This window comes from Pseudomonas sp. GZJR-8, assembly GCF_002916705.1.
In the GTDB taxonomy this organism is placed as follows: Bacteria; Pseudomonadota; Gammaproteobacteria; order Pseudomonadales; family Pseudomonadaceae; genus Aquipseudomonas; species Aquipseudomonas synxantha_A.
In genome coordinates, this window is record NZ_JXSI01000002.1 from 482475 (window position 1) to 506123 (window position 23649).

The 23649-nt window shown below is 59.6% G+C and carries 24 protein-coding genes and 1 riboswitch; of the genes, 14 read left to right on the plus strand and 10 right to left on the minus strand.

Going from position 1 to position 23649, the window contains the following annotated elements; all coding sequences use genetic code 11:
- Positions 1-156: 156 nt before the first annotated feature.
- Complete coding sequence (locus tag TK42_RS05430) at positions 157-762, minus strand: LysE family translocator (protein WP_103733765.1); 606 nt, start codon at positions 760-762, stop codon at positions 157-159.
- A gap of 64 nt (positions 763-826) precedes the next feature.
- Here TK42_RS05430 and TK42_RS05435 point away from each other — a divergent pair, with 64 nt between their 5' ends.
- From TK42_RS05435 to TK42_RS05455, 5 genes are all read left to right on the plus strand, one after another.
- Complete coding sequence (locus tag TK42_RS05435) at positions 827-1744, plus strand: LysR family transcriptional regulator (protein ID WP_103733766.1); 918 nt, start codon at positions 827-829, stop codon at positions 1742-1744.
- A gap of 152 nt (positions 1745-1896) precedes the next feature.
- Positions 1897-2280 (plus strand): Rap1a/Tai family immunity protein, encoded by a 384-nt coding sequence (locus TK42_RS05440; protein ID WP_103733767.1) that lies wholly within the window; start codon positions 1897-1899, stop codon positions 2278-2280.
- Between the two features lie 240 nt (positions 2281-2520).
- Positions 2521-3711: an FAD/NAD(P)-binding oxidoreductase gene (locus tag TK42_RS05445; RefSeq protein ID WP_103733768.1), complete on the plus strand. Its 1191-nt coding sequence runs from the start codon at positions 2521-2523 to the stop codon at positions 3709-3711.
- Between the two features lie 26 nt (positions 3712-3737).
- Positions 3738-4130, plus strand: coding sequence for a hypothetical protein (locus tag TK42_RS05450; protein WP_103733769.1), 393 nt, complete (start codon positions 3738-3740; stop codon positions 4128-4130).
- Between the two features lie 16 nt (positions 4131-4146).
- Positions 4147-4971, plus strand: coding sequence for a methyltransferase domain-containing protein (locus tag TK42_RS05455; RefSeq protein ID WP_103733770.1), 825 nt, complete (start codon positions 4147-4149; stop codon positions 4969-4971).
- A 243-nt stretch (positions 4972-5214) separates the two neighbouring features.
- Here the strand turns inward: TK42_RS05455 and TK42_RS05460 are convergent, their stop codons facing one another.
- Positions 5215-5448, minus strand: a complete 234-nt coding sequence (locus TK42_RS05460) for a DUF6124 family protein (RefSeq protein WP_103733771.1) — start codon at positions 5446-5448, stop codon at positions 5215-5217.
- A gap of 427 nt (positions 5449-5875) precedes the next feature.
- Between TK42_RS05460 and TK42_RS05465 the strand changes: the two genes are divergently transcribed.
- On the plus strand, positions 5876-6454 hold the full coding sequence (locus TK42_RS05465; protein WP_103733772.1) for a nucleotidyltransferase family protein: 579 nt from the start codon (positions 5876-5878) through the stop codon (positions 6452-6454).
- 90 nt (positions 6455-6544) lie between these two features.
- Here the strand turns inward: TK42_RS05465 and chrA are convergent, their stop codons facing one another.
- Complete coding sequence (gene chrA, locus TK42_RS05470; RefSeq protein ID WP_103733773.1) at positions 6545-7738, minus strand: chromate efflux transporter; 1194 nt, start codon at positions 7736-7738, stop codon at positions 6545-6547.
- A gap of 164 nt (positions 7739-7902) precedes the next feature.
- Here chrA and TK42_RS05475 point away from each other — a divergent pair, with 164 nt between their 5' ends.
- Genes TK42_RS05475 through TK42_RS05485 form a run of 3 tightly spaced genes read left to right on the plus strand, consistent with a single transcriptional unit; the run spans position 7903 to position 9753 of the window.
- Positions 7903-8343, plus strand: coding sequence for a TspO/MBR family protein (locus TK42_RS05475; RefSeq protein WP_003192600.1), 441 nt, complete (start codon positions 7903-7905; stop codon positions 8341-8343).
- Positions 8343-9272, plus strand: a complete 930-nt coding sequence (locus TK42_RS05480) for an alpha/beta hydrolase (RefSeq protein ID WP_103733774.1) — start codon at positions 8343-8345, stop codon at positions 9270-9272. Before TK42_RS05475 ends, TK42_RS05480 begins: the two co-directional genes overlap by 1 nt.
- Positions 9262-9753, plus strand: a complete 492-nt coding sequence (locus TK42_RS05485; protein WP_103733775.1) for a GNAT family N-acetyltransferase — start codon at positions 9262-9264, stop codon at positions 9751-9753. The genes TK42_RS05480 and TK42_RS05485 overlap by 11 nt, the downstream gene beginning before the upstream one ends.
- Before the next feature lie 153 nt (positions 9754-9906).
- Here the strand turns inward: TK42_RS05485 and TK42_RS05490 are convergent, their stop codons facing one another.
- From TK42_RS05490 to TK42_RS05505, 4 genes are all read right to left on the minus strand, one after another.
- Positions 9907-10671: an ABC transporter ATP-binding protein gene (locus TK42_RS05490; RefSeq protein ID WP_103733776.1), complete on the minus strand. Its 765-nt coding sequence runs from the start codon at positions 10669-10671 to the stop codon at positions 9907-9909.
- Positions 10668-11672, minus strand: a complete 1005-nt coding sequence (locus TK42_RS05495; protein ID WP_003192595.1) for an iron ABC transporter permease — start codon at positions 11670-11672, stop codon at positions 10668-10670. Before TK42_RS05495 ends, TK42_RS05490 begins: the two co-directional genes overlap by 4 nt.
- Positions 11669-12679, minus strand: a complete 1011-nt coding sequence (locus tag TK42_RS05500) for an ABC transporter substrate-binding protein (protein ID WP_078821862.1) — start codon at positions 12677-12679, stop codon at positions 11669-11671. The genes TK42_RS05495 and TK42_RS05500 overlap by 4 nt, the downstream gene beginning before the upstream one ends.
- A gap of 114 nt (positions 12680-12793) precedes the next feature.
- Positions 12794-12988, minus strand: a riboswitch (cobalamin riboswitch).
- A 22-nt stretch (positions 12989-13010) separates the two neighbouring features.
- Positions 13011-13940 (minus strand): DNA/RNA non-specific endonuclease, encoded by a 930-nt coding sequence (locus tag TK42_RS05505; RefSeq protein WP_103733777.1) that lies wholly within the window; start codon positions 13938-13940, stop codon positions 13011-13013.
- A 136-nt stretch (positions 13941-14076) separates the two neighbouring features.
- Here TK42_RS05505 and TK42_RS05510 point away from each other — a divergent pair, with 136 nt between their 5' ends.
- Both TK42_RS05510 and TK42_RS05515 read left to right on the plus strand, forming a co-directional pair.
- Positions 14077-15138 carry a M4 family metallopeptidase gene (locus TK42_RS05510; RefSeq protein WP_103733778.1) on the plus strand — a complete coding sequence of 354 codons (1062 nt, stop codon included), beginning with the start codon at positions 14077-14079 and terminating at the stop codon, positions 15136-15138.
- Between the two features lie 29 nt (positions 15139-15167).
- Complete coding sequence (locus TK42_RS05515; protein WP_032880234.1) at positions 15168-15473, plus strand: protealysin inhibitor emfourin; 306 nt, start codon at positions 15168-15170, stop codon at positions 15471-15473.
- 18 nt (positions 15474-15491) lie between these two features.
- On the opposite strand, the gene TK42_RS05520 is transcribed toward TK42_RS05515, so the two are convergent.
- Positions 15492-16886 (minus strand): aldehyde dehydrogenase family protein, encoded by a 1395-nt coding sequence (locus TK42_RS05520; protein WP_103733779.1) that lies wholly within the window; start codon positions 16884-16886, stop codon positions 15492-15494.
- Positions 16887-16989: 103 nt separating this feature from the next.
- On the opposite strand from TK42_RS05520, the gene TK42_RS05525 reads away from it, so the two are divergent.
- Positions 16990-17862, plus strand: a complete 873-nt coding sequence (locus TK42_RS05525; protein WP_103733854.1) for a LysR family transcriptional regulator — start codon at positions 16990-16992, stop codon at positions 17860-17862.
- A gap of 106 nt (positions 17863-17968) precedes the next feature.
- Here TK42_RS05525 and TK42_RS05530 read toward each other — a convergent pair whose 3' ends face one another.
- Together TK42_RS05530 and TK42_RS05535 are read right to left on the minus strand one after the other, a co-directional pair.
- Positions 17969-18178, minus strand: coding sequence for a hypothetical protein (locus tag TK42_RS05530; RefSeq protein ID WP_005789784.1), 210 nt, complete (start codon positions 18176-18178; stop codon positions 17969-17971).
- A gap of 102 nt (positions 18179-18280) precedes the next feature.
- Entirely contained in the window at positions 18281-19477 is a 1197-nt protein-coding gene (locus TK42_RS05535; RefSeq protein ID WP_103733780.1) for an amino acid aminotransferase, read from the minus strand.
- Positions 19478-19820: 343 nt separating this feature from the next.
- On the opposite strand from TK42_RS05535, the gene uvrB reads away from it, so the two are divergent.
- A complete protein-coding gene (gene uvrB / locus TK42_RS05540) occupies positions 19821-21836 on the plus strand; it encodes an excinuclease ABC subunit UvrB (protein ID WP_005789781.1) in 2016 nt (671 codons plus the stop codon).
- 186 nt (positions 21837-22022) lie between these two features.
- Positions 22023-23504, plus strand: a complete 1482-nt coding sequence (gene gltX / locus TK42_RS05545) for a glutamate--tRNA ligase (RefSeq protein WP_005789780.1) — start codon at positions 22023-22025, stop codon at positions 23502-23504.
- The last annotated feature ends 145 nt before the right edge of the window (positions 23505-23649 follow it).

The window sequence follows — 23649 nt, forward strand, 5'->3', positions numbered from 1 at the left end:
GCGGCGAGTTATCGAGCTATTGAATTGAAGGATTGATCATCAGGGGAAGAGGGGACGGATTAATTTCCAGGAAAAATAAATCTGTCCCTTTTTCGGAGGCTTCCCCGCTGTAGGGAGTCGTCTCTTCTCCAAAGCTGAGGCAGTTCAGTCGGAGCGCTACGAAATTGTTAGGATTATTCCAAAGCTCACAAGCAGGCCGCCAAATCCTCGGTCAATCCATTGTCGTGAAGACAGCAATTTCTCTCGCATTTTGCCAGTTGAGAAACACAGTGCGACCAAACCAAACCAGATTATGTGCGCACTCGCGATGAAGAGACCGTATGCGATTTGCACAGTTACGCCGGTGTCTGGTCGAACTACGCCCATGAACAGACTGACTATGAAGATCGATGTTTTTGGATTCAACGCGTTTGTCAGAAACCCCGACCGCAGAGCGGATAGGCCCGAGATCGCTGGTGGAGACACGTTTTGCTGTTCGACCTCCGGCTTTGAAAAAATCATCTTAATACCCAGGTAAATGAGATATGCAGCTCCAGCGAGCTTGAGTGCACTGAACAGCCAAGGTGTCTGCTGAAGGATCAAGCCCAGACCGAGCAAGGTGTAACAAATATGAACGAGAACCCCAATTCCAATTCCCACAGCTGTAAGCAAGCCAGCACGTCGAGACAGTAATAGCCCGTTGCGTGAAACCAGTGCGAAGTCGGGCCCGGGACTGATGCACGCGAGAATTGTAATAGTGACTACTGCTATCCATTCGCTCATGATGAGCCCTGCGGTTATTAAGATTGAAGCCAATATTTGCAAAGTATTTTACTGAGCACTAACGATGATTTCTGATGGGAATAGTGACTATAAGTCACGCATCACTGAGGCGAGAATGCCGTCATTACTGGCATTACGTTGCTTCGAATCAGCTGGGCGATTCGAAAGCTTTGCCCGAGCTGCTCACGAATTGCACCTGACACCGGGTGCTATCAGCAGAGCAATACGCTTGCTTGAAGAGGATCTGGGTGTTGACCTATTCGAGCGGCGCAGTCGAAGGGTTTATTTAACGCAAGCGGGAAAGCATTTATCTCGCGCGGTGAGCGAGGGGCTCGGCATGATGAGTCAGGCAGTTCGCGAAATACGCACCGAGGCCCGGCGTGTCCGTCCGCTTGTATTGTCTTGCGAACCAACGTTGCTGATGCGTTGGTTGATCCCTCGATGGAGCGACTTCCAAAAAAATCATCACGGACAGGACATCCACTTGGTGGCCGGTGGTGGCTACTTCTCGTTTGACCACGGCATAGACTTGGCCATTCGGCGAGACGATTTTCCTCGGCCGGCCGAATACCATGTCGAGACACTGTTCACTGAAAAGGTTGGCCCGGTCTGCCGGCCAGAAAAGCTAGACCAATGGTTTGGCAAAGCCAGAGAGGGTCTGCACTCAACGGCTCCATTGCTGCAGACTACCAGCAGACCTGCAGCTTGGCAGGAATGGGCCGCTGCCAAAGGGCTCAGTCTTTCAGCTATGCAGGTTCAATCTTTCGAGCACTTCTATTTCAGCATCCAAGCAGCGGTTGCAGGGCTAGGAGTGGCCATTGGTCCTTGGCATTTGGTGCGTGACGATGTTCATAGCGGTGTGTTGGCCGCACCACTGGGCTTTGTCGAGGACGGTTCACGCTATTGCCTGCTCTCTCCCGCAGCACTCAAGAATGGCAGCTTGGAAATGGAATTGCTCAAATGGCTGCAGACTGTCGAATGAGGAGGGCTTAGCCGCCTTTCAATAAGCTGTGGGCATTTAACTAATGGGATAGCCGGCGTGGGCCGAGTGATCTCTTTCCGCCTAATGGACGGCAAGGTCGTGGAAGTACTGACTATCCCCACAAGCTTTAAATAAATCGAAGAAGGAGCGACATGCGGATTTTTATAGCGGCTATAGCGATAGTTGGATGGCTGGCAAGCAATGCGGTATTCGCGGAAAGTAATGCCGGAGCAAGGTTTTTAAACGGATGCAAGGTTGCCTTACGCTTTTTTGAAACGAAGCATATGGCTGCGGACGACAATCAAGTTGATATGGGCTACTGCGTGGGTGTGGTTGCTGGGGTGCGTGAAACTCTTCAATATCTTACCGGAGGGGTTGTGAACAAGTTTCCAGGTATTTGCTTGCCTGAAAACTACGTTGATCAAATGGGCGTGCAGGCAATCGTCAAGTACTCTGAAGGTCACTCTGATCTATCTACGAAAAAACCTACGCTAGTGGCATTGCTCGCACTCAAAGCTGAGTACCCCTGTAAATAGCGCCGCATCCACCCTGGATGCCTAGCTCCGACACAAAGCTGTCGTTCGCGGAAGGCTGCAATCGGCCGAAGCGGTCGATCATTATTTAAAAAATCAAGGACGATTTACGGCGTTTGTTAATAACATATTCACTTGGCGATTAGTGCAGTTTTTCTTATCGCGACTTCATCCTAGCTCCTCGCCGTTCTTGACTACAATTCAATGTCGAATGGATATTGCATACGCCATGGAGGGCGGAATATGCAGAAACGGATAATTATCGTGGGCGGTGGCATGGGCGGCACGATGCTTGCCAATCAACTAGTCACCAAGCTCTATCCTGAAATTCTGCGGGGGCAGCTGAAGATCGTCCTGCTCTCTAACTCTGAGGACCACTTCTACAAACCCGCCTTCATGTACGTTGCATTCAATCTGTTTTTTCAGGAAGAGCTCAAACGTCCAGAGCGCTCATTGTTACGTCCGGAAATAGATTTTCAAGTCGACGAGGTAATTCGTTTTGACTTCGCCAGACAAGAGCTGAGAACCGTTAGTGGCAAGCGTCATGGCTATGATTTTCTGGTGATCGCCACCGGTTGCGTTCCTGCTCCGGAACGTATCGAAGGCCTCAAGGAGGCCGGTGACCACTTCTACCAATACGAACCAGCGCGACAACTGGCTCACCGTCTAAGCACCATTGAAAAGGGTCGAATTTTTGTCACGGTTTCTTTTCCAAAGACCCCCAATGTACCGCATCAGTGCGGCATCGCTCCCATCGAAACCACGTTGATGCTTGATGACTTCCTTCGTTGTCGCGGCGTCCGGGACAAGGTAGAAATCATTTACACCTATCCCACTACTGCCCAGTTGTTGCGCAATTGCTTATTCCTACAACGACCCACCGGCGAGATTTTGCCGGGGATCTTCGAACAGAAGAATATTCGCTTTCAACGGGGTTTCACACTGAGCAGAGTCGACCCGGAACAACGAATAGCTTACTCGGAAGAGGGAGATGCACAGCCGTTCGACATTCTGATGGCGACCCCTCCGATTCGTGCAGTTGACGTGGTGCTTGAGTCGGGCGTTTCACAGGCTCAGAACAATGAAGGCTGGCTGCCAACTCATCATGAGACGCTACAGGTTTATGGGCTTGAAGGCGTTTATGTGATCGGTGACACGGTCGATCTACCAGTCAGTAAGGCAGGTGGGGCTTGCCACAACCAGGCGCCGGTGATCGCCAACAATATTGCTGCTGAAATCCGTTTGGGTAGCCCCAATGCGGTGTATGACGGGCGTGTCCAAGCTGTGGCGCAGATGGGCCTAAATGCTGGGATGCCACTTTGGTACGACTATGCCCACGACGTGATGCCGACCCCGCCAAGTAAACTGGGCGGCCTTCTGCGCAGTGGATTCAACCGCGGCCTTTACTGGGCTGTGGCTCGCGGAATGCTTTGACCGCGCATAGGGAGGAGTAAATTCACATGGATGTCTTCAATGAGTCACTCGCAAAGAGTGCAGATGGTAATACCGACTCGCTAGGCCAGAATGCTGGGATAGAGTCATTACTGGACAAGCTGAAACCGCTTCTGGATGGTGGACGTCTGGACAACCTGGTTGACCTGCTGTCACTGATATCCGACACCGTAGACCTGCTTGACCTCGCCACTGTGGAAAAACTCGCCAGGTTGTTCGAGAGCACCACCGCCGTCACCTGGGGTTTTGGAAATGCGCTACGCATGGCCACGGCCGAGACTGCCGCAGAGGCGGCGCCTCCCAACCTCTATGGGTTGCTGTCGCTCCTCCGCCAAACGGACACCCGCCGTGGCGTTGCACTGCTCCTCAGAACTTTGAATGTCATCGGAAGACAACTCTGATCGGAAGGAATCACGTATGGACATTAAGCCTCAGCCGTCCACGGCAAGGCCTGGTAATACTCAATGGGACCCTCAGGCCTATCTGAAATTTGCTCGATTACGGGAGCGTCCGGTGGTCGAGTTACTGGACCATATTTGCTTGGAAAACCCAGAACGAATCTATGACTTGGGATGCGGTACTGGCATTGCCACTCACCTCCTGGCCAAGCGCTGGCCGCACGCCGATCTGACGGGAGTCGATAGCTCGGCAGAGATGCTTGGTGAGGCCAGCTATCTGCCGATCAAGGCCCTTTGGCATAAAAGCGACTTACAGAGTTGGCAGGCCGGGCAACCTGCTGACCTACTGTTTGCTGCTGCAGTACTGCATTTCATCAGTGGTCACGACGTGTTGCTGCCACGCCTGCTGCGACAACTCAACCCTGGAGGTTGTCTGGCAGCACACATGCCTAATTGGCGTGACGCGCTGTGGTATCAATTGATGCTAGAAACCCTTGATCACGCAGGACTCGATGGCGGCCCATTGGGTACAGCCGAGTTACGTCGGTTCATGGCTGAGCGACCGGTGCTATCGCTGGATCGTTATTACCGTCTGCTGGCACCATTGACCAAGGATTTGGATATCTGGGAGACCGAACACCTACAGGTGGTGGAAGGTCAGTCGCCGATTTTCGATTGGGTCAAGGTTTCGGCGCTACGGCCGGTGCTCTTGGCGCTGGATGAGTTCGAGCGGCAGTGTTTCCTAGATCACTTCCTGAAGCTGGTTCATGAGTATTACCCGCCTGAGGGGGATGGGCGAACGTTGTTTCCGTTCAAACGCATCTTTATTCTCGCTACTGTCTGAGTATTTATGACGGAACGCAGTTGATGTGTGACTTTGCTCATCTTTTGCAATCAATGGTGTTTACAGTCATCGTCACTTGATGGGCCGCTATTGGCCGATAGCAGTCGCCGCTCTCGTCATCGCAGAGGGCTTTGTGCCGAGGCTGAATCCCCCAATGCCATCAGAAAACAAATCGCCGAGTCGCTGTACGTGGCTTACAACGACGCGGCGAGTCATCGGCCTAATGAATTGAAGAACTGATCATCAGCCAGGGCACGGCACTTCGCGGTCGAGGAGTCTGGCGGTAAGCAGTACGCCCAGTTCGCTCAGTTGGTGTATGGCGAGGGCGATGTCGCGGTGTTTGCCGTTGAGGTCTTCGGACAGGTCGAGCAGGAGGGTGCTGACGCTGGTGAAGGTTTCGTAGCTGTTGGTGATGAGGCTTTCGTTGCTGGCGTTGGGGGCAACGTTGAAGAGGGCACTTGAATCTGATTTTGACATGAGTAGACATCCTGAGTGATGCCACCACCTTTCCGCTACTAAACAGTGGGTGGCAGCTGTACGCAGGTTAGTAGACCGGTGGACATCTAAAGCCGGCGCGCCCGAAGACGCCCTGCGCACAGCCACCATCAAGCACAGACGCACTGTCTGACTGATGAAACTCATGCACTAATAGATACCCAAGCTCAGGCTACTAAACCCGAATCACTGAACAATTCAGCGACCGAGCCACCTTAGAGACGGCCACCCCAGCGCACAAGCCGGCGGATTCTGACGCAGGCGTAGGCAATGGAGCAAGGTGCGGCAGGGAAATCGGATTTTGCCTTCAGGCGTTGCGTTATCGTTTGGGGTTTTCGCGAGCAAGCTCGCTCCTACAGAAGTGCCATATTCCGGTGTTATGGTTGGCGCTGACGATGGAGGACTGAACATGACATTGACTGTCGACACCTTGCTCGAATTGGCCATGGCCAACCCTATCAATGCGCAAATCACCGCGCGCCTGCCGGATCTGGGTGTGCAGCAGTGCATGCTCACGGCGGGCTGTTTGTTCCAGGCGGTGTGGAACCATCAGGCGAATCTGCCGGCGGCTCAGGGCGTGAAGGACTATGACGTTTTTTACTTTGACGAGGACCTGTCCTACGAGGCGGAAGACGCGGTAATTCGTGCGGCGCAGGTGCTATTCCAAGACCTGGGGGTGAATGTGGAGGTCAGGAATCAGGCGCGGGTGCACCTTTGGTATGGGCAGCGGTTTGGCCGGCCTTACCCGCAGTTGCATTCGGCCCGGCAAGGGGTTGACCGTTACCTGGTGGCGGGCACGTGTATTGCGCTGGATATTGCCTCGGGCGAGGTGTACGCGCCTTATGGCTTGGAGGATGTGAAGCAGGGTGTCTTGCGTATCAACCCCTTGCATCCGGAGCCGGAGCTGTTTTTGCACAAGGCCAGGAGTTATCAAGCGCGTTGGCCGTGGCTCGAGATTGTCGAGCCGGGCTTAGCCCCAATGCTGTAGGAGCGAGCTTGCTCGCGAAAATCGTTAACGATAACGCGTGCCTTCAGATTAAACGCGGCGCCTGTGAGTTTTTCGCGAGCAAGCTCGCTCCTACAGTAACCCCCCGAGTACGCCGCAACCTATTACTACCAGCCATGGCGGCAGCTTCCACACCATCAACGCGACCAGTGCGAGTAGCGCCAACGCCACGTCATACACATTGTAAATCGCGCTGGTCCACACCGGTTGGTACAGCGCCGCCAACAACAGGCCAACCACCGCCGCGTTCACCCCGGCCAGCGCCGCCTGGGTGCGCGGGCTTTTGCGCAGGTTGGCCCAGAAGGGCAAGGCGCCGAAGATCAGTAGAAACGAGGGGGCGAAGATCGCCAGCAGCGCGATCACCCCGCCAAGCCAACCGCTCGGGGCGTGGGTCATGGAGGCGCCGAGGAAGGCGGCGAAGGTGAACAGCGGGCCGGGCATAGCCTGGGTGGCGCCGTAACCGGCGAGGAATACATCGTTGCTGACCCAGTGGCTGGGCACCACTTCGGCTTGCAGTAGCGGCAACACTACGTGGCCGCCGCCGAATACCAGCGCGCCGGTGCGGTAGAAGGCGTCCACCAGCGCCAGCGTGGGGTTGAGCGCCCATGCGGAGAGGAGTGGCAAGCCTATAAGCAGCAGCAAAAACAGCATCAACCACAGGGCTCCGGCACGGCGGCTGATGGCGATGAGCAGCGCGTCGGGCTCGGCACTGCTCTGGGGCTTGAACAGCAACAGGCCGGCCACGCCTGCGACCACCATGACCCCGACTTGAGCCCAGGCGGAGGGTTGCAGCAGCACCACGCACGCGGCGATCAACATCAACGTCACCCGTAAAACGCCTCGGCACAGGTTGCGTGCCATGCCCCATACGGCCTGGGCCACCACCGCTACGGCGACGACCTTGAGGCCGTGCAGCGCACCAGGGGGGAGGGCGCCGCCGTAGTGGGCCAGCCCCAGGGCAAACAGGATCAGGGCGATGGCCGACGGCAAGGTGAACCCGGCCCAGGCTGCCGCCGCGCCCCGGTAACCCGCGCGGGACAGGCCCAACGCGATACCGACCTGGCTGCTGGCCGGGCCGGGGAGGAATTGGCACAGGGCGACCAGTTCGGCATAGCTGCGCTCGCTGAGCCAGCGGCGGCGGGTGACGAACTCTTGGCGAAAATAGCCCAGGTGCGCAATCGGCCCGCCGAAGGAGGTGAGGCCCAGGCGCAGGAAGATCAGGAACACTGACCAGGGGCTGCTGCGGTGATCGGCAAGCTTGGGCAAGGGGGCGTCTCGGGCAACGGTGCTGGATGTTGCCGACCATAACCAATTTTCATGACGCGCAGAAGAGCGGGTATTTTGCTGCTCCCATTGAATTTATCCGCGGTTGCTTGAGTCACTCAAAGCAGTGCATTGTTTTTCCATCCACAGGACCTCAAGGACCGACCATGACCTTTTTCATCTTCCTGCTCGCCTGCGCCGCCGCCGCCAGTACCGGCGTGATCTTCAAACCCGGTGCCTGGTACGAATCCCTGGTCAAGCCCAGCTTTACCCCGCCAAACTGGCTGTTCCCGGTGGCATGGACGATCATCTACCTGCTGTTGGCCTGGGCCGGTTACCGCTTGACCCTGATCCCCGGCAGCGAAATGGTGTTGGCCTTGTGGGCGGCGCAGATTGCATTGAACACGCTGTGGACGCCGGTGTTCTTCGGTGCCCATCGGTTGTTCGCCGGGATGGTGATTATCGTGCTCTTGTGGCTCACCGTGGCAGCGATGGTGGTGCTGGCCGTGCGCCTGGATTTGATTACCGGGCTGATCCTGTTCCCGTATCTGGCGTGGCTGTGCGTGGCCGCGGCGTTGAACTTCTCGATCCTGCGTAATAATCGTTGATGGCTTACCAGCATTGGTCCGCCAGCGAGCCCGAACTGGCCCAGATGCGCCGCTTCAATCAGAAACTGGCGTGGATGCCGCGCTTTAAAATCCGCAACCGCGTGACGCCGCGCATGATCCAGGCACTGCTACGCGCCAGCCAGACGTTCAAGAAGGCGCCCGTGGTTGAGCTGAAAAGGCTGGGCACGGTGCCCGTGCGCATCTTGCGCCCCAGTGGCAAGCTCAAAGGCGTGGTGCTGGATATCCACGGCGGTGGCTGGGTGATCGGCAATGCGCAAATGAATGACGACCTTAACCTCGGCATGGTCAACGCTTGCGATGTGGCGGTGGTGTCGGTGGATTATCGGCTGGCGGTGGATACGCCGATCGAAGGGTTGCTGGACGACTGCCTGAGGGCTGCGCGCTGGCTCCTGGCGGATTGCCCGGAGTTTGCCGGCCTGCCGGTGTTTTTCGTCGGTGAATCGGCCGGCGGGCATCTGGCGGCGGCCACCTTGTTGGCGCTCAAGCAATGGCCCGAGTTACTCCAGCGGGTAAGCGGCGCGGTGTTGTATTACGGCGTCTACGATTTGACCGGCACGCCCAGTGTGCGCACGGCCGGGCCGGGCACCTTGTTGCTGGACGGACCGGGCATGGTCCAGACGCTGCGCCTGCTGACGCCGGGGATCAGCGACGAGGCGCGCCGGCAGCCGCCTTTGTCCCCTTTGTATGGGGACTTTGAGGGGCTGCCGCCAGCGCTGATGTTCGTGGGCGAATTGGACCCGCTCAAGGATGACACCCTGCTTATCGCCGAGCGATGGGCGGCGGTTGAGGCCCATCTACTGCCGGAAGCGGCCCATGGGTTTATTCATTTTCAGGTGGCGATGGCCGATCGCGTGTTGGCTTACGCTCGCCAGTGGATAGCGGGTCGGATCCTTGGCGATGAGCGTTAGTATCGAGGCGGTGCAGGCCGCTGACATTCCCCAGGTGCTGAGCTTCGCTTTGCAGGCGCGTGATGAACTGTTTCCGTCGCTCAGGGCCACCGGAGTACCCCAGGATCTGGCGCAGTTTGAAGCCATCTATCTTGAGGGCGGCGGGCGGTTTTTGATTGCTCGTGCCGAAGGTCGAATCGTTGCCGCGGTGGCTTATCGGCCTTATGACGGCCGCTTTCCACAGTTGAACTACCAGGGGCGCAAGACGGTGGAAGTGGTGCGCCTGTATGTGCTCCCGGCAGTGCGCCGCTTGGGCCTGGCGGGCCGGTTGTACCGCTCGCTGGAGGCGCTGGCACGAGCGGATGGCGTGGAGGTGATGTACTTGCACACCCATCCGTTTCTGCCCGGCGCGATTGATTTCTGGCGGCGGCAGGGGTTCGAAGTGGTGGATGTCGAGGCCGACCCGATCTGGCAAACAACCCATATGCACCTGCCTCTGTAGAACCAATGTGGGAGGGGGCTTGCTCCCGATGAGGGAGTGTCAGCAAACACATCTATGACTGACCCACCGACATCGGGAGCAAGCCCCCTCCCACATTTTGATCACAGTTGGCTGTCAGGCTGTCACCAGAACAAGCTGCTCCAACCTACAGGTTCAGTTGGAGCGCAGACGCAGGATTTGCGCACCGTCGAACGGGTCTGTCAGGTAATGCCCCTGTACCCCGAATGTCTCTTGCAAACGCTGCGGCGTCAGCACTTGCAGCGGCGCGCCCAGCGCCACCAGTTGCCCGCGATCCAGTACGGCCAGGCGATCACAGGTCAACGCCTGATTCAGATCATGCAGCGCAATCAAGGTGGTCACCGGCAAGCCTTGCACGCCTTTGAGGATCGCCAGTTGATGCTGGATATCCAGGTGATTGGTCGGCTCATCCAGCAATAAAATCTGCGGCCGTTGTGCCAGGGCGCGGGCGATATGTACGCGCTGGCGCTCGCCACCGGAGAGGCTGCGCCAGGCGCGTTGGCTCAGGTGGGTGGCGTCTACGTCGTGCAGGGCCTGGTGCACGATGGCATCGTCTTCGCGCGACCACGGGCTCAGCGCCGACAGCCATGGCGTGCGGCCCAGGGCCACGGCATCGAACACGCGAATGGCGTCGTCGGTGTCGGCCTGTTGCTCCACGACCGCCAATTGTTGCGCGATGGTGCGGCGCGGCAACTCACCCAGCGGCTTGCCACCCAGGCGAACATCGCCGCTGGCCGGCACACGTAATCCAGCCAGCAATTTGAGCAGGGTGGATTTGCCTGAACCATTGGGCCCGACGATACCGAGGGTTTCACCCAACTGCACGTCCAGGTCAATGTCACGCAGCAACTGCGCCTCACGCACTTTGAAGCCCAGGCCGCTGCAACTGAGCACGCTCATCGCGCATTCCTCCGGCCAATCAGGATCAGCGCAAACACTGGCGCGCCCACCAATGCGGTCACCACACCCACCGGAATCACCTGGCCCTTGATCAAGGTGCGCGACAGCACGTCCGCAGCGATCAAAAACAGCGCGCCACCCAAGGCGCTGGCTGGCAGCAAGCGCGAATGCCCGGTGCCAAGCAACAGGCGCACCGCGTGGGGAATCACCAAACCGACAAACCCGATGGAGCCGACGATGGACACCATCACCGCCGTCACCAGCGCAGCGCAGGCCACCAGCACAAATTGCACTCGGCGTACGGGGATGCCGAGGGAGGCCGCCGAGTCGCTGCCGAAGGTAAACGCATCCAGTGCGCGACGGTGCCACAGGCACACCGCGAGCCCCACGACCGCCACCGGCACCGCCAACCACACCGACGGCCAGCGCACGCCGCTGAGGTTGCCCAGCAGCCAGAACATAATGCCGCGGGCTTGTTCGGAGCTGGCGGACTTGGTGATCAGGAACGCGGTCAGGGCATTGAACAACTGCGAGCCGGCGATGCCTGCGAGGATGATTTGTCCGGTGCCGCTGGACGATCCGCTGGCCCGCGCCAGCAGCGTCACCAGCGCAAACGCCGCCATCGCCCCCACAAACGCGCCTGCCGACAACGACACCAAGCCACCGCCCACGCCAATCAAGGCAACGAGCACTGCGCCGGTTGACGCGCCGGCGCTGATGCCCAGTAGGTACGGATCGGCCAGCGGGTTACGCAGCAGTGATTGCAGGATCACGCCGCACGTTGCCAACCCTGCGCCGCAGGCTGCGGCCACCAGGGCCCGGGTGAGGCGATAGTTCCACACCACGCCTTCGTCGATGGGGTCCAGTACGTAGCCGGCGGCCCAGAGTTTATTGGCGAGCACCTGCAGCACCACCTGCGGTTCGATGGCAGTTTCACCGATGGCGACGCCAGCGAGCAGGGCGAGCAGCAGCAACGCCAGGGCGAGTAGGGTGCGCATCATTGGCCCAGGTTATAGCCGTCGATGGCGGCGGCCAGTTGTTCAAGGCCTTCGAAGGTGCGCAGGCTCGCCTGCAACGCCAGGGCGTCGAGGATGATGATGCGGTTGTTCTTCACCGCGTCCATGTTGCGGGTCACGGGGTCGCTGCGCAGGAAGGCGAGTTTCTTTTCATGGTCGTCGGCCGGGTAGCGGCGGCGGTCCATGCGTGCGATCACCAGGAAGGTGGGGTTGGCCTTGGCGATGGTTTCCCAGCCGACGGCGGGCCACTCTTCATCGGACTGCACGACGTTACGCAGGCCTAGGGTTTGCAGCATGAATTGCGGCACGCCCTTATGGCCGGCTACGTAAGGGTCGCTGGCCATTTCGGCGCTGGAGAACCACACCAGTGCGCTGGCCTGCTTCAAGCCTTTGCCCTGCGCTGTAGCGACGGATTTGGCCAGGCGCGCCTTGAGTTCGTCGGTCAGTTGTTGGCCGCGATCCTGCACGTCGAAAATCTGCGCCAGTTGCTGGAGGCTCTGGTAGATCGTCTCGATGCGAAAGGGCTCCAACCGGGTGCCATCGGCGCCCACCAGGTTGTCTTTGCCTTCGCAGTCGGACGGCAACAGGTAGGTGGGGATCTTCAGTTCATGAAACTGCTCACGGGTGCCGACCACGCCTTGGGGGCCCACGACCCATTCCAGCTCGGCGGCCACCAGTTGCGGGCGCTTGGCGAGTACGGCTTCGAAGCTTGGCTCGTTGTTGGCCAGGCGCTCGATGCGGTCGTCCTGGGCCTTGTACTGCGCCGCCACGTTGTTGAACCACAGCGAAGTACCGACCACCTTGTCGCCCACGCCCAGGGCGTAGAGCATCTCGGTGGCGGCCTGGCCGATGGTCACGCTGCGGGCGGGGGCGTGCTGGAAGGTCAGGGTGCTGCCGCAGTTTTGCACGGTCAACGGGTACTGAGTGGGCGCGGCTTGCGCCAGGGCACACATACCCAAGCCTGCGATCAGGGCGGTAACGCGTGGCAGCATGAGGCGATCTCCTTGTGAACCGTAGGTGCAGCAGGGGAGGTACGGCTCGGAAATACGCCCATGGACGCTGCTGATGGGCAGGGCCAGGATGTCCTTCCCGGACACCCCGCCGGTTAGTGAATTAGCTGGGCCGGCAGGTCTCCTGACTGATGCGTCGTCGCCTTGCTCCCGCCTTCCCGGACGCGGTCCAGTGGCAGTGGGGAGCAGGCTCGGCATCTACAGTTGCGGGGGCAGTTTCGGTTCACGTCGCGTGCGGCGTTTCGAATTCCCTGTTAGTCCCATACGGGAACCGGCGGCGGTATGGTAAGCGATCACACCCTGTAGGCGCGAATCAGAGTCGAATATCTTGCGGCCCGCGGATCAGCGCTTCGATCCGGGTGCCTGTGGCGCGCTCTTCGTTGCTGAACCCGTCGTAGTCGGCCAGGTTGGCGAAGCGGATGCCGGTCAGTTGTTCGATCGCAATCACACTGCGCTGGTAGGTGCGAAGCGGGCCGAATACCAGGTCGAGTTGGCCCAGCTCGCGGCTTTGGTCAATCATGTAGGCGCTGGCGGACGGTTTGCCATCGTCGCTGAGGTAGGCCACTACTTTCCAGAACGCCTTGGGGATTTTCACGCCACGGTAAAGCCGGTCGTCATCGGCGAACACTGGCCCGGTAAACACCGTGGCGCGGGCTTTCCAGCGCTGGGTGTTGTCGAGAATGTAGTCTTCGAGTTCCAGCCAGGTCTTCTGGTTGAAGCCGCTCATCTGGGGCGAGCAGTTGGTGAAGTGAAAGGTGTCGAAGTTGGCGGTGTTCGCCTCGTCGCCCCAGTTGGGGTCCTGGCGCCGTACCAGGTGGCCGCGGTCCAGGCCATTGCCGGCATAGAGGTCTTCACCTACTTGGGCGTCCAGGGGCAGGCGGCCATCATAGGCCCAGGTGTCGTTGCTGCGCGTGATGTCCACATGCTTGGCGCCGTCGATATTGACCCCCACGTAGAGCGCCAATCGTCGGGAGCGCGACATGGTGATGGAGAAATGCGTGTAGTCCAGGCGCTTGGGTTGCACGTCGCTTGCCAGCGGCTCGCCAACCGTGGGCCATGGCACCACGAAATCGCTGAGGAAATCGTCAGCATAGCCCGCGCGGTTTTTGAAGTCCTTGGCCGCTGTGACACGCGGCGTCGCGGCTCTGGCTTCCAGCAGGGTGGGGCTGGCCGCGACCAATGGACGCAGGTCGGCGAGCCTTGGGCGGTGGGAAAGGTCGATTTGGGCTGTGCGGGCAGGCATGGGCATGTTCCTTATGGGCCTCGGATAAACACCACTGAAACACAAACTCATGACAATTTGGCCCAGGGGGCGAACACAGGGCTATCCTGAAAACCGTTACCCGGACGTTCATCACACGCCAAAAAGGAGCCAGCTCATGTGTGTTCGCCAACTGCGCAACCCGATTTTCTGCCTGATCCCGCCGTACATGCTCGACCAGATCGCCCGCCACGGGGATAAAGCCCAGCGGGAGGTCGCATTACGCACGCGCGCCAAGGACAGCACGTTCCGGTCGTTGCGTATGGTCGCGGTACCCTCCAAGGGCCCGGCCCGCATGGCGCTGGCCGTGGGCGCCGAGAAACAGCGCTCGATCTACAGCGCCGAAAACACCGACAGCCTGCCCGGCAAGCTGATTCGCGGTGAAGGGCAGCCCGCCAGTGGCGATGCCGCTGTGGACGAAGCCTATGATGGCCTGGGCGCGACCTTCGATTTTTTTGACCAGGTATTCGACCGCAACTCCATCGACGATGCGGGCATGGCGCTGGACGCCACGGTGCACTTCGGCCAGGACTACAACAACGCGTTCTGGAATTCGACCCAGATGGTGTTCGGCGATGGTGACCAGCAGTTGTTCAATCGCTTCACCGTGGCACTCGACGTCATTGGCCATGAGTTGGCTCATGGCGTGACCGAAGATGAGGCCAAGCTGATGTACTTCAACCAGTCCGGCGCGCTGAACGAGTCGCTGTCGGATGTATTCGGTTCGTTGATCAAGCAGTACGCGCTGAAGCAAACGGCCGAGGACGCCGATTGGTTGATCGGCAAAGGGCTGTTTACCAAAAAGATCAAAGGCACTGCCCTGCGTTCGATGAAAGCGCCGGGGACTGCGTTTGATGACAAACTGCTGGGCAAAGACCCGCAGCCGGGGCATATGGATGATTTTGTGCAAACCTACGAGGACAATGGTGGCGTGCATATCAATTCCGGCATTCCCAACCACGCGTTCTATCAGGTGGCGACCAAGATTGGCGGGTTCGCCTGGGAGCGTGCAGGGCGGATCTGGTATGACGCACTGCGCGATTCGCGGCTGCGGCCCAATTCCGGCTTTTTGCGTTTTGCGCGTATCACCCATGATATTGCCGGTCAGCTTTATGGCGTAAACAAGGATGAGCAGAAGGCGGTCAAGGCAGGCTGGAAAGCGGTGGGCATTAACGTTTGACGAAGCCGCCTGTGCGGCGAGGAACAGCCATGCGAATTTCAATCAAGGAAAGCGGCGGGGCGGCGTTTTTTCCAGGGTTGGCCAAACCGCGCAGCGTCGAACTGGACGCGCTGCCCGAGCAGGACCAGCAAGAGTTACGGCAACTGATCGAAGACTCGGGTTTCTTTCGGTTGCCGCAAAGCACTCGCCCTGAACCAGGCAACCCCGGCCAGGTGCATTACACCCTGACAGTGACGGAAGGCGCGCGCGAGCACACGGTCTGTGTGCTCGCGCCGGTAAAATCCCAGGCCCTGGATGGTTTGGTGCAGTGCGTGCGACGACATATTAATTGTTGAAGCGCCAAGGCTGGCAGGCTACTTACGATCCAGCCACACCGTCTGCGCATTGCAGAACTCGCGTACACCGAAGTGCGACAGCTCGCGACCGAACCCGCTCTTCTTCACGCCGCCAAACGCCACCCGCGGGTCTGACACGCTGAACGCGTTGACGAAGACCCCGCCGGTTTCCAGCTGGTCGGCAATCGCTCGCGCCTTTGCCGAGTCGGCCGTGAAGATGCTGGCCGTCAGGCCGAACTCGCTGTCGTTGGCCAGGGCCACGGCGTGGTCGGCGTCGCGGGCGGTGATGATCGACGCCACGGGGCCGAACAGTTCCTGTTTGAACGACGTCATTTGGTCGGTGACGTCGGCCAGTACGGTCGGCTCATAGTAATTGCCCGCGCCCGCGACTTTATGGCCGCCCAGCAGCAGCCTGGCGCCTTCTTCCAGGGTCGCCTGAACCTGGCCGTGCAGTTCGTCACGCAGATCAAAACGCGCCATGGGGCCGATATAGGTGGCGGTCGAGGTGGGTTCGCCCATCACCAGGGCGCGGCTGGCTTCCAGGAATTTGGCGGTGAAGGCTTCAACCACGCCTGCTTCGATGATCAAGCGCTTGGCGGCTGCGCAGACCTGGCCGCTGTTCTGGAAGCGGCCGATGACGGCGGCTTGTACGGCGGCGTCGAGGTCGGCGTCGTTGAGCACGATAAACGGGTCGGAGCCACCCAGTTCCAGCACGCATTTTTTCAACGCGGCCCCGGCCCGTGAGCCGATGGCAATACCGGCGCGAACGCTGCCGGTGAGCGTCACGGCGGCGATGCGCGGGTCGGCGATGGCGGTGGACACGCCGTCCTGGGTCACGTTGATCACTTCAAACACGCCTTCGGCAAAACCGGCTTTGCGCAGCGCTTGCTGGATCAGGTAGGCGCTGCCCATTACGTTGGGCGCATGTTTGAGTACATAGGTGTTGCCGGCGAGCAGGGTCGGCACGGCGCCGCGCAGCACTTGCCACACCGGGAAGTTCCACGGCATCACCGCGAGAATCGGGCCCAGTGGGCGGTATTCGATCCGGGCGCTGCCGTTGTCCACCAAGGTAGGTTCCGGGGCGAGCATGGCCGGGCCGTGGGCGGCGTACCACTCGCTGAGCTGGGCGCATTTTTCAATCTCGGCGCGGGCCTGGGCGATAGGCTTGCCCATTTCCAGGGTGATCATCTGCGCCATGTCTTCGGCTTGCTCACGCAGGGCGGCAGCCAGGGCCAGCAGATAGTCGGCACGCTGGTTCACCGGGGTGTGGCGCCAGGTACGGAAGGCATCGGTCGCGCGGGTGAGGGCGGCATCCAGTTGTGCTGCGCTTTCATAGGGGTAGCTGGCAACGGTTTCACCGTTGGCGGGATTGATCGACAAGGCGTGGGTCTGGTGGGAAATAGCGTTGTTCATGGCACCGTCCGGCTGAATGAGTGGAATGGGACCAGCGTACGGGGCTGTATCTTTTCTGGAAACTGAATAATATTAAGCAATATGTTCATGAATGGAGAATGACTTGGATCTGGTGCAGCTGGAAATCTTCAAGGCCGTTGCCGAACAAGGCAGCATCAGCGCCGCCGCGCAGTTGATTCATCGGGTGCCGTCGAACCTCACCACGCGCATCAAGCAACTGGAGCAGGATTTGGGCGTGGAGTTATTCATCCGTGAGAAGAGTCGCTTACGTTTGTCCCCGGCCGGGTGGAATTTCCTCGGCTATACGCGGCGCATTCTCGATCTGGTGCAGGAAGCCCGCGCCACGGTGGCGGGGGAGGAGCCCCAAGGCGCCTTTGCCCTGGGCTCGCTGGAGAGCACGGCGGCGGTGCGTATCCCGGCGTTACTAGCGGCGTATAACCAGCAATACACCAAGGTGGAGTTGGACCTGAGTACGGGCCCCTCGGGCACCATGATCGAAGGCGTACTGTCGGGCCGGCTGACGGCGGCCTTTGTCGATGGTCCGGTGCTGCACTCCACGCTGGAGGGTGTGGCGGTGTTTGAGGAGGAGATGGTGGTGATCGCGCCGCTGCATCACGCCCCGATCACCCGGGGGCAGGATGTGAATGGCGAGAACATCTATACGTTTCGCTCGAACTGCTCGTACCGGCATCACTTTGAACGCTGGTTTTCACAGGATGGCGCGGTGCCGGGCAAGATCTTCGAGATCGAGTCATACCATGGCATGTTGGCCTGTGTCAGCGCCGGGGCCGGGCTGGCGCTGATGCCGCGCAGTATGCTGGAGAATATGCCGGGGTGTGCGGCGGTGAGTGTGTGGCCGTTGACGGACAGCTTTCGACTGCTCAATACCTGGCTGATCTGGCGGCGGGGCACGGTTTCGCAGAGTTTGAACAGTTTCGTAAAACTGCTGGAAGAACGCAATCTGCCAGCATCCTAGATCAAATGTGGGAGCTGGCTTGCCTGCGATAGCGGTGTGTCAGTCAATGAATCTTTAACTGAACCGCTGCTATCGCAGGCAAGCCAGCTCCCACAGGTGTCTTGCATCAGCCGCCAAATTGCAGGGTGCCCATCGCCAGTTTGGCCATGATCGCCGTTGCACCCAACTGCACCAGCCACAAGGCCAGCCCACCCAGAAATACCCCCAGCGCCACTTGCAGCACCAGGCTCTTCTGGCGCTTGGCTTGCGGTGCGCGTGGGGCATAGTCGTGCAATTCGTCGCGGTCGGCGCGCAGGTCCAGGTCATCGTTTCTCATAGGGTTCTCGCAGCAAGGAGGCAGTCGACGTTCAGTCTAGTGTGTTCGCCAATAAAAAGGGGGAAGCCAATGGCTTCCCCCCTTCGTCTAACGCTTGCCGGCTTACAGCACCTCGACAATCGCCTTGGTCACCGCACCAATGTTCGACTGGTTCAGGGCCGCCACACAGATACGCCCGGTGTCCAATGCATAGATGCCAAACTCGGTACGCAGGCGTGTGACTTGCTCAACGGTCAGGCCGGAGTAGGAGAACATCCCACGCTGGCGACCGACGAAGCTGAAGTCATGACCTGGCGCAGCCTTGGCCAGCTCGGCCACCATCTGCTCGCGCATACCGCGGATGCGCAGGCGCATTTCGGCCAACTCGGCTTCCCACTGACCGCGCAGCTCAGGGTTGTTCAACACTGCGGCAACGATGGCTGCGCCGTGGGTGGGCGGGTTGGAGTAGTTGGTGCGGATCACGCGCTTGACCTGGGACAGGATGCGCGCGCTTTCTTCCTTGGACTCGCTGACGATCGACAGCGCGCCTACGCGCTCGCCATACAGCGAGAACGACTTGGAGAACGAGCTGGACACAAAGAAGGTCAGGCCCGACTCAGCGAACAGGCGCACTGCGGCGGCGTCTTCGTCGATGCCATCGCCAAAGCCCTGGTAGGCCATGTCGAGGAACGGCACCAGGTTCTTGGCCTTGACCACCTCCAGCACGTCTTGCCAGTCGGCTGGGCCCAGGTCGACGCCAGTCGGGTTGTGGCAGCAGGCGTGCAGCACCACGATGGACTGTGGCGGCAGGGCGTTGAGGTCTTCGAGCAGGCCGGCACGGTTCACGTCATGGGTGGCGGCGTCGTAGTAACGGTAGGTCTGCACCGGGAAACCGGCTTTTTCGAACAGCGCCTGGTGGTTTTCCCAGCTTGGGTCGCTGATGGCGACAACGGCATTGGGCAGCAGTTGCTTGAGGAAGTCTGCGCCGATTTTCAGCGCGCCAGTGCCGCCGACGGCCTGGGCGGTAATCACACGGCCGGCACTCAGCAGGGGCGACTGCGCACCAAACAGCAGCTTCTGCACGGCCTGGTCGTAGGCCGCGATGCCGTCGATCGGCAAGTAGCCACGGGCGGCGTGTTGCGCCACACGAATGGCTTCCGCTTCGGCAACGGCACGCAAGAGTGGAATCTTCCCCTCCTCGTTGCAGTAAACGCCCACGCCAAGGTTGACCTTGGTGGTTCGTGTATCGGCGTTGAATGCTTCGTTGAGGCCCAGGATAGGATCGCGTGGTGCCATTTCGACAGCGGAGAACAGGCTCATTTTTGCGGCAGCTCTATGGGGGAAGGGAGGGACGTGTCGCGCTCCAGCCGAATGCACTAGAGCGGTGCACAAACGGGGAGCTAGTATAGAGGCCATCACCGCGCAGGGCGACAGCCGAAATGGCTTTTCGGCCAAGTTTTTCGGTTTATTTGCTGACCGTTAGTCTTATTGCAACCTTGAAGGGAAAGGACATGTAGGACGTCAGCCTTGAAACCCGTCACATTCGCCACCACTTCTACAGCTATCATGGTTTTTTCCTGCAACCTGCGATGATTATTCGCGGGTTGCTGAGCTATTTCGTCCCTGGCGGTGTCGAGTCTGGGGTGACTTCACGAGGTACGTTATGTCGGATTTCCAGCTCGTTACCCGTTTTGAACCCGCCGGCGATCAACCGGAAGCCATTCGCCAGATGGTCGAAGGCATCGAGGCCGGCCTGGCGCACCAGACGCTGCTTGGGGTGACCGGTTCCGGCAAGACCTTCAGCATCGCCAACGTGATCGCCCAGACCAACCGCCCGACCCTGGTGCTGGCGCCGAACAAGACCCTGGCCGCGCAGCTTTACGGCGAGTTCAAGGCGTTCTTCCCCAACAACGCGGTTGAGTACTTCGTTTCCTACTACGACTACTATCAGCCCGAAGCCTACGTGCCGTCCTCCGATACCTTTATCGAGAAGGATGCATCGATCAACGACCATATCGAACAGATGCGGCTGTCGGCGACCAAGGCGTTGCTGGAGCGCAAGGACGCGATCATCGTCACCACGGTGTCGTGCATCTACGGTCTGGGCAGCCCCGAAACCTACTTGAAGATGGTGCTGCACGTTGACCGAGGCGACAAACTCGACCAGCGCGAACTGCTGCGCCGCCTGGCGAGCCTGCAGTACACCCGTAACGACATGGACTTCGCCCGCGCCACCTTCCGGGTGCGCGGCGATGTGATCGACATCTACCCGGCCGAATCCGACCTGGAAGCGATCCGCATCGAGCTGTTCGATGACGAAGTCGAAAGCCTGTCGGCCTTCGACCCGTTGACCGGCGAGGTGATCCGCAAGCTGCCGCGCTTCACCTTCTACCCGAAAAGCCACTACGTGACCCCGCGTGAAACCCTGATGGGCGCCATCGAGGGTATCAAGGTCGAGTTGGCCGAGCGTCTGGAATACCTGCGTTCCAACAACAAGCTGGTGGAAGCCCAGCGCCTTGAGCAGCGCACCCGTTTTGACCTGGAAATGATCCTGGAGCTGGGCTACTGCAACGGCATCGAAAACTACTCGCGCTACCTGTCGGGTCGCGAATCCGGGGCGCCGCCGCCGACCCTCTATGATTACCTGCCGCCGGACGCCTTGCTGGTGATCGACGAATCCCACGTCAGCGTGCCGCAGGTGGGGGCCATGTATAAGGGCGACCGCTCGCGTAAGGAAACCCTGGTGGAGTACGGCTTCCGCCTGCCGTCGGCGCTGGACAACCGGCCAATGCGCTTTGACGAGTGGGAGGCCATCAGCCCGCAGACCATCTTTGTGTCGGCGACGCCCGGCAACTATGAAGCCGAGCACGCTGGTCGCGTGATCGAGCAGTTGGTGCGACCTACTGGCCTGGTGGACCCGGAGATTGAAATCCGCCCGGCGTTGACCCAGGTCGACGATCTGCTGTCGGAGATCAACAAGCGTGTGGCCCTGGAAGAGCGGGTGCTGGTTACCACATTGACCAAGCGCATGTCCGAAGACTTGACCGACTACCTGGCCGACCACGGCGTGCGTGTACGTTACTTGCACTCGGACATCGACACCGTGGAGCGGGTAGAGATCATCCGCGACCTGCGCCTGGGGACCTTCGATGTGCTGGTGGGGATCAACCTGCTGCGTGAGGGTCTGGACATGCCCGAAGTGTCGCTGGTGGCGATTCTGGATGCGGACAAGGAGGGCTTCCTGCGCTCCGAGCGCTCGTTGATCCAGACCATCGGCCGGGCGGCGCGTAACCTCAATGGCCGGGCGATCCTGTATGCGGACCGCATCACCGGCTCCATGGAGCGGGCGATTGGCGAGACCCAGCGTCGTCGCGACAAACAGATCGCGTTCAACCTGGAACACGGCATCACCCCCAAGGGCGTGTTCAAGGACGTTGCCGACATCATGGAAGGCGCCACCGTGCCCGGCTCGCGCAGCAAGAAGCGCAAGGGCATGGCCAAGGCTGCCGAGGAAAGTGCCAAGTACGAGAACGAACTGCGCTCGCCGAGTGAGATCACCAAGCGGATTCGGCAGTTGGAAGAGAAGATGTACCAGCTGGCTCGGGACCTGGAGTTTGAGGCGGCGGCGCAGACGCGGGATGAGATTGGCAAGTTGCGCGAGCGTCTGTTGGCTGTTTAATTTGCGTTGATTGGGCTGGCCTCATCGCGGGCAAGCCCGGCTCCCACATTGATCTGTGAACGCGGTCAAAATGTGGGAGCTGGCTTGCCTGCGATGGCCGCGCCTCGGTTTTCCAGATATCCCCCAGGCTGTTACCATTCGCCCCTTGTTTCAATTTTCAGTTTTATCGCCCATTCGAGACCTGCCATGACCACCGTCCGCACGCGCATTGCGCCATCGCCTACTGGGGATCCCCACGTCGGTACTGCTTACATCGCCTTGTTCAACTACTGCTTTGCCAAGCAGCATGGTGGTGAATTCATCCTGCGGATCGAAGATACCGATCAACTGCGCTCCACCCGTGAGTCGGAACAGCAGATTTTCGATGCCTTGCGCTGGCTGGGCATTACCTGGGCTGAAGGTCCGGACGTCGGCGGCCCGCATGGCCCGTATCGCCAGAGCGAGCGCAGCGACATCTACAAGCAATACACCCAGCAACTGGTCGACATGGGCCACGCCTTCCCGTGCTTCTGCACCGCCGAAGAGCTGGACCAGATGCGCGCCGAGCAACAGGCCCGTGGCGAGACCCCGCGCTACGATGGTCGCGCGCTGTTGTTGTCCAAGGAGGAAGTGGCCGCACGCCTGGCGGCTGGCGAACCCCACGTTATCCGCATGAAAGTGCCGAGCGAAGGCGTGTGCGTGGTGCCGGACATGCTGCGCGGTGACGTCGAAATCCCGTGGGACCGCATGGACATGCAAGTGTTGATGAAGACCGACGGCTTGCCGACGTACTTCCTGGCCAACGTGGTCGACGACCATCTGATGGGCATCACCCATGTGCTGCGCGGTGAAGAGTGGCTGCCATCGGCGCCGAAACTGATCCTGCTGTACGAATACTTCGGCTGGGAGCAACCGCAGCTGTGCTACATGCCGCTGCTGCGTAACCCGGACAAGAGCAAGCTGTCCAAGCGCAAGAACCCAACGTCGGTAACGTTCTACGAGCGCATGGGCTTTATGCCTGAGGCGATGCTCAACTATCTGGGCCGCATGGGCTGGTCGATGCCGGACGAGCGGGAGAAATTCTCGTTGCAGGAAATGGTCGACAACTTCGATCTCTCCCGTGTTTCCCTCGGCGGGCCGATCTTCGATATCGAGAAGCTGTCGTGGCTCAACGGCCAGTGGCTGCGTGACTTGCCCGTGGAAGAGTTTGCCAGCCGCGTGCAGCAATGGGCGTTGAACCCCGAGTACATGATGAAGATTGCGCCGTTGGTGCAGGGCAGGGTAGAGACATTCAGCCAGGTCGCGCCCTTGGCCAGTTTCTTCTTTGCCGGCGGCGTGAACCCGGATGCCAAGCTGTTTGAATCCAAAAAGCTCTCCGGCGACCAGGTTCGCCAACTGATGCAGTTGATCCTGTGGAAGCTCGAAAGCCTGCGCCAGTGGGAAAAAGATGCGATCACGGCCACGATCCAGGCGGTGGTGGAATCCCTTGAGCTGAAACTGCGCGATGCCATGCCGCTGATGTTTGCCGCGATCACCGGGCAAGCGAGTTCGGTGTCGGTGCTCGATGCGATGGAAATCCTCGGCCCGGACCTGACCCGTTTCCGCCTGCGCCAAGCCCTTGATTTGCTTGGTGGTGTGTCGAAGAAAGAAAACAAGGAATGGGAAAAGCTGCTGGGCGCCATCGCTTAAGCAGGCCGTTGCAGTGACGAAACCCCGGTTTTCCGGGGTTTCGTCGGTAAGTGATTGTTATCCCGGCAAAAAATTTTGAAAATTGTTGAAAATAAATTTGACACGTTTCCAAACCGCCATTAAGATTCGCCCCGTCCTCACCGAT

Excerpts from the sequence above, each read along its gene's own strand:
- TK42_RS05485 (WP_103733775.1), top strand. The coding sequence starts at position 9,262 with ATGAGCGTTAGTATCGAGGCGGTGCAGGCCGCTGACATTCCCCAGGTG.
- TK42_RS05535 (WP_103733780.1), bottom strand. The coding sequence starts at position 19,477 with ATGAGCCTGTTCTCCGCTGTCGAAATGGCACCACGCGATCCTATCCTG.
- TK42_RS05455 (WP_103733770.1), top strand. The coding sequence starts at position 4,147 with ATGGACATTAAGCCTCAGCCGTCCACGGCAAGGCCTGGTAATACTCAA.
- TK42_RS05450 (WP_103733769.1), top strand. The coding sequence starts at position 3,738 with ATGGATGTCTTCAATGAGTCACTCGCAAAGAGTGCAGATGGTAATACC.
- TK42_RS05510 (WP_103733778.1), top strand. The coding sequence starts at position 14,077 with ATGTGTGTTCGCCAACTGCGCAACCCGATTTTCTGCCTGATCCCGCCG.
- TK42_RS05520 (WP_103733779.1), bottom strand. The coding sequence starts at position 16,886 with ATGAACAACGCTATTTCCCACCAGACCCACGCCTTGTCGATCAATCCC.
- TK42_RS05465 (WP_103733772.1), top strand. The coding sequence starts at position 5,876 with ATGACATTGACTGTCGACACCTTGCTCGAATTGGCCATGGCCAACCCT.
- TK42_RS05515 (WP_032880234.1), top strand. The coding sequence starts at position 15,168 with ATGCGAATTTCAATCAAGGAAAGCGGCGGGGCGGCGTTTTTTCCAGGG.
- TK42_RS05500 (WP_078821862.1), bottom strand. The coding sequence starts at position 12,679 with ATGCTGCCACGCGTTACCGCCCTGATCGCAGGCTTGGGTATGTGTGCC.
- TK42_RS05430 (WP_103733765.1), bottom strand. The coding sequence starts at position 762 with ATGAGCGAATGGATAGCAGTAGTCACTATTACAATTCTCGCGTGCATC.
- TK42_RS05490 (WP_103733776.1), bottom strand. The coding sequence starts at position 10,671 with ATGAGCGTGCTCAGTTGCAGCGGCCTGGGCTTCAAAGTGCGTGAGGCG.
- TK42_RS05505 (WP_103733777.1), bottom strand. The coding sequence starts at position 13,940 with ATGCCTGCCCGCACAGCCCAAATCGACCTTTCCCACCGCCCAAGGCTC.
- TK42_RS05475 (WP_003192600.1), top strand. The coding sequence starts at position 7,903 with ATGACCTTTTTCATCTTCCTGCTCGCCTGCGCCGCCGCCGCCAGTACC.
- TK42_RS05495 (WP_003192595.1), bottom strand. The coding sequence starts at position 11,672 with ATGATGCGCACCCTACTCGCCCTGGCGTTGCTGCTGCTCGCCCTGCTC.
- TK42_RS05435 (WP_103733766.1), top strand. The coding sequence starts at position 827 with ATGATTTCTGATGGGAATAGTGACTATAAGTCACGCATCACTGAGGCG.
- TK42_RS05530 (WP_005789784.1), bottom strand. The coding sequence starts at position 18,178 with ATGAGAAACGATGACCTGGACCTGCGCGCCGACCGCGACGAATTGCAC.
- gltX (WP_005789780.1), top strand. The coding sequence starts at position 22,023 with ATGACCACCGTCCGCACGCGCATTGCGCCATCGCCTACTGGGGATCCC.
- TK42_RS05480 (WP_103733774.1), top strand. The coding sequence starts at position 8,343 with ATGGCTTACCAGCATTGGTCCGCCAGCGAGCCCGAACTGGCCCAGATG.
- TK42_RS05445 (WP_103733768.1), top strand. The coding sequence starts at position 2,521 with ATGCAGAAACGGATAATTATCGTGGGCGGTGGCATGGGCGGCACGATG.
- uvrB (WP_005789781.1), top strand. The coding sequence starts at position 19,821 with ATGTCGGATTTCCAGCTCGTTACCCGTTTTGAACCCGCCGGCGATCAA.
- TK42_RS05460 (WP_103733771.1), bottom strand. The coding sequence starts at position 5,448 with ATGTCAAAATCAGATTCAAGTGCCCTCTTCAACGTTGCCCCCAACGCC.
- TK42_RS05440 (WP_103733767.1), top strand. The coding sequence starts at position 1,897 with ATGCGGATTTTTATAGCGGCTATAGCGATAGTTGGATGGCTGGCAAGC.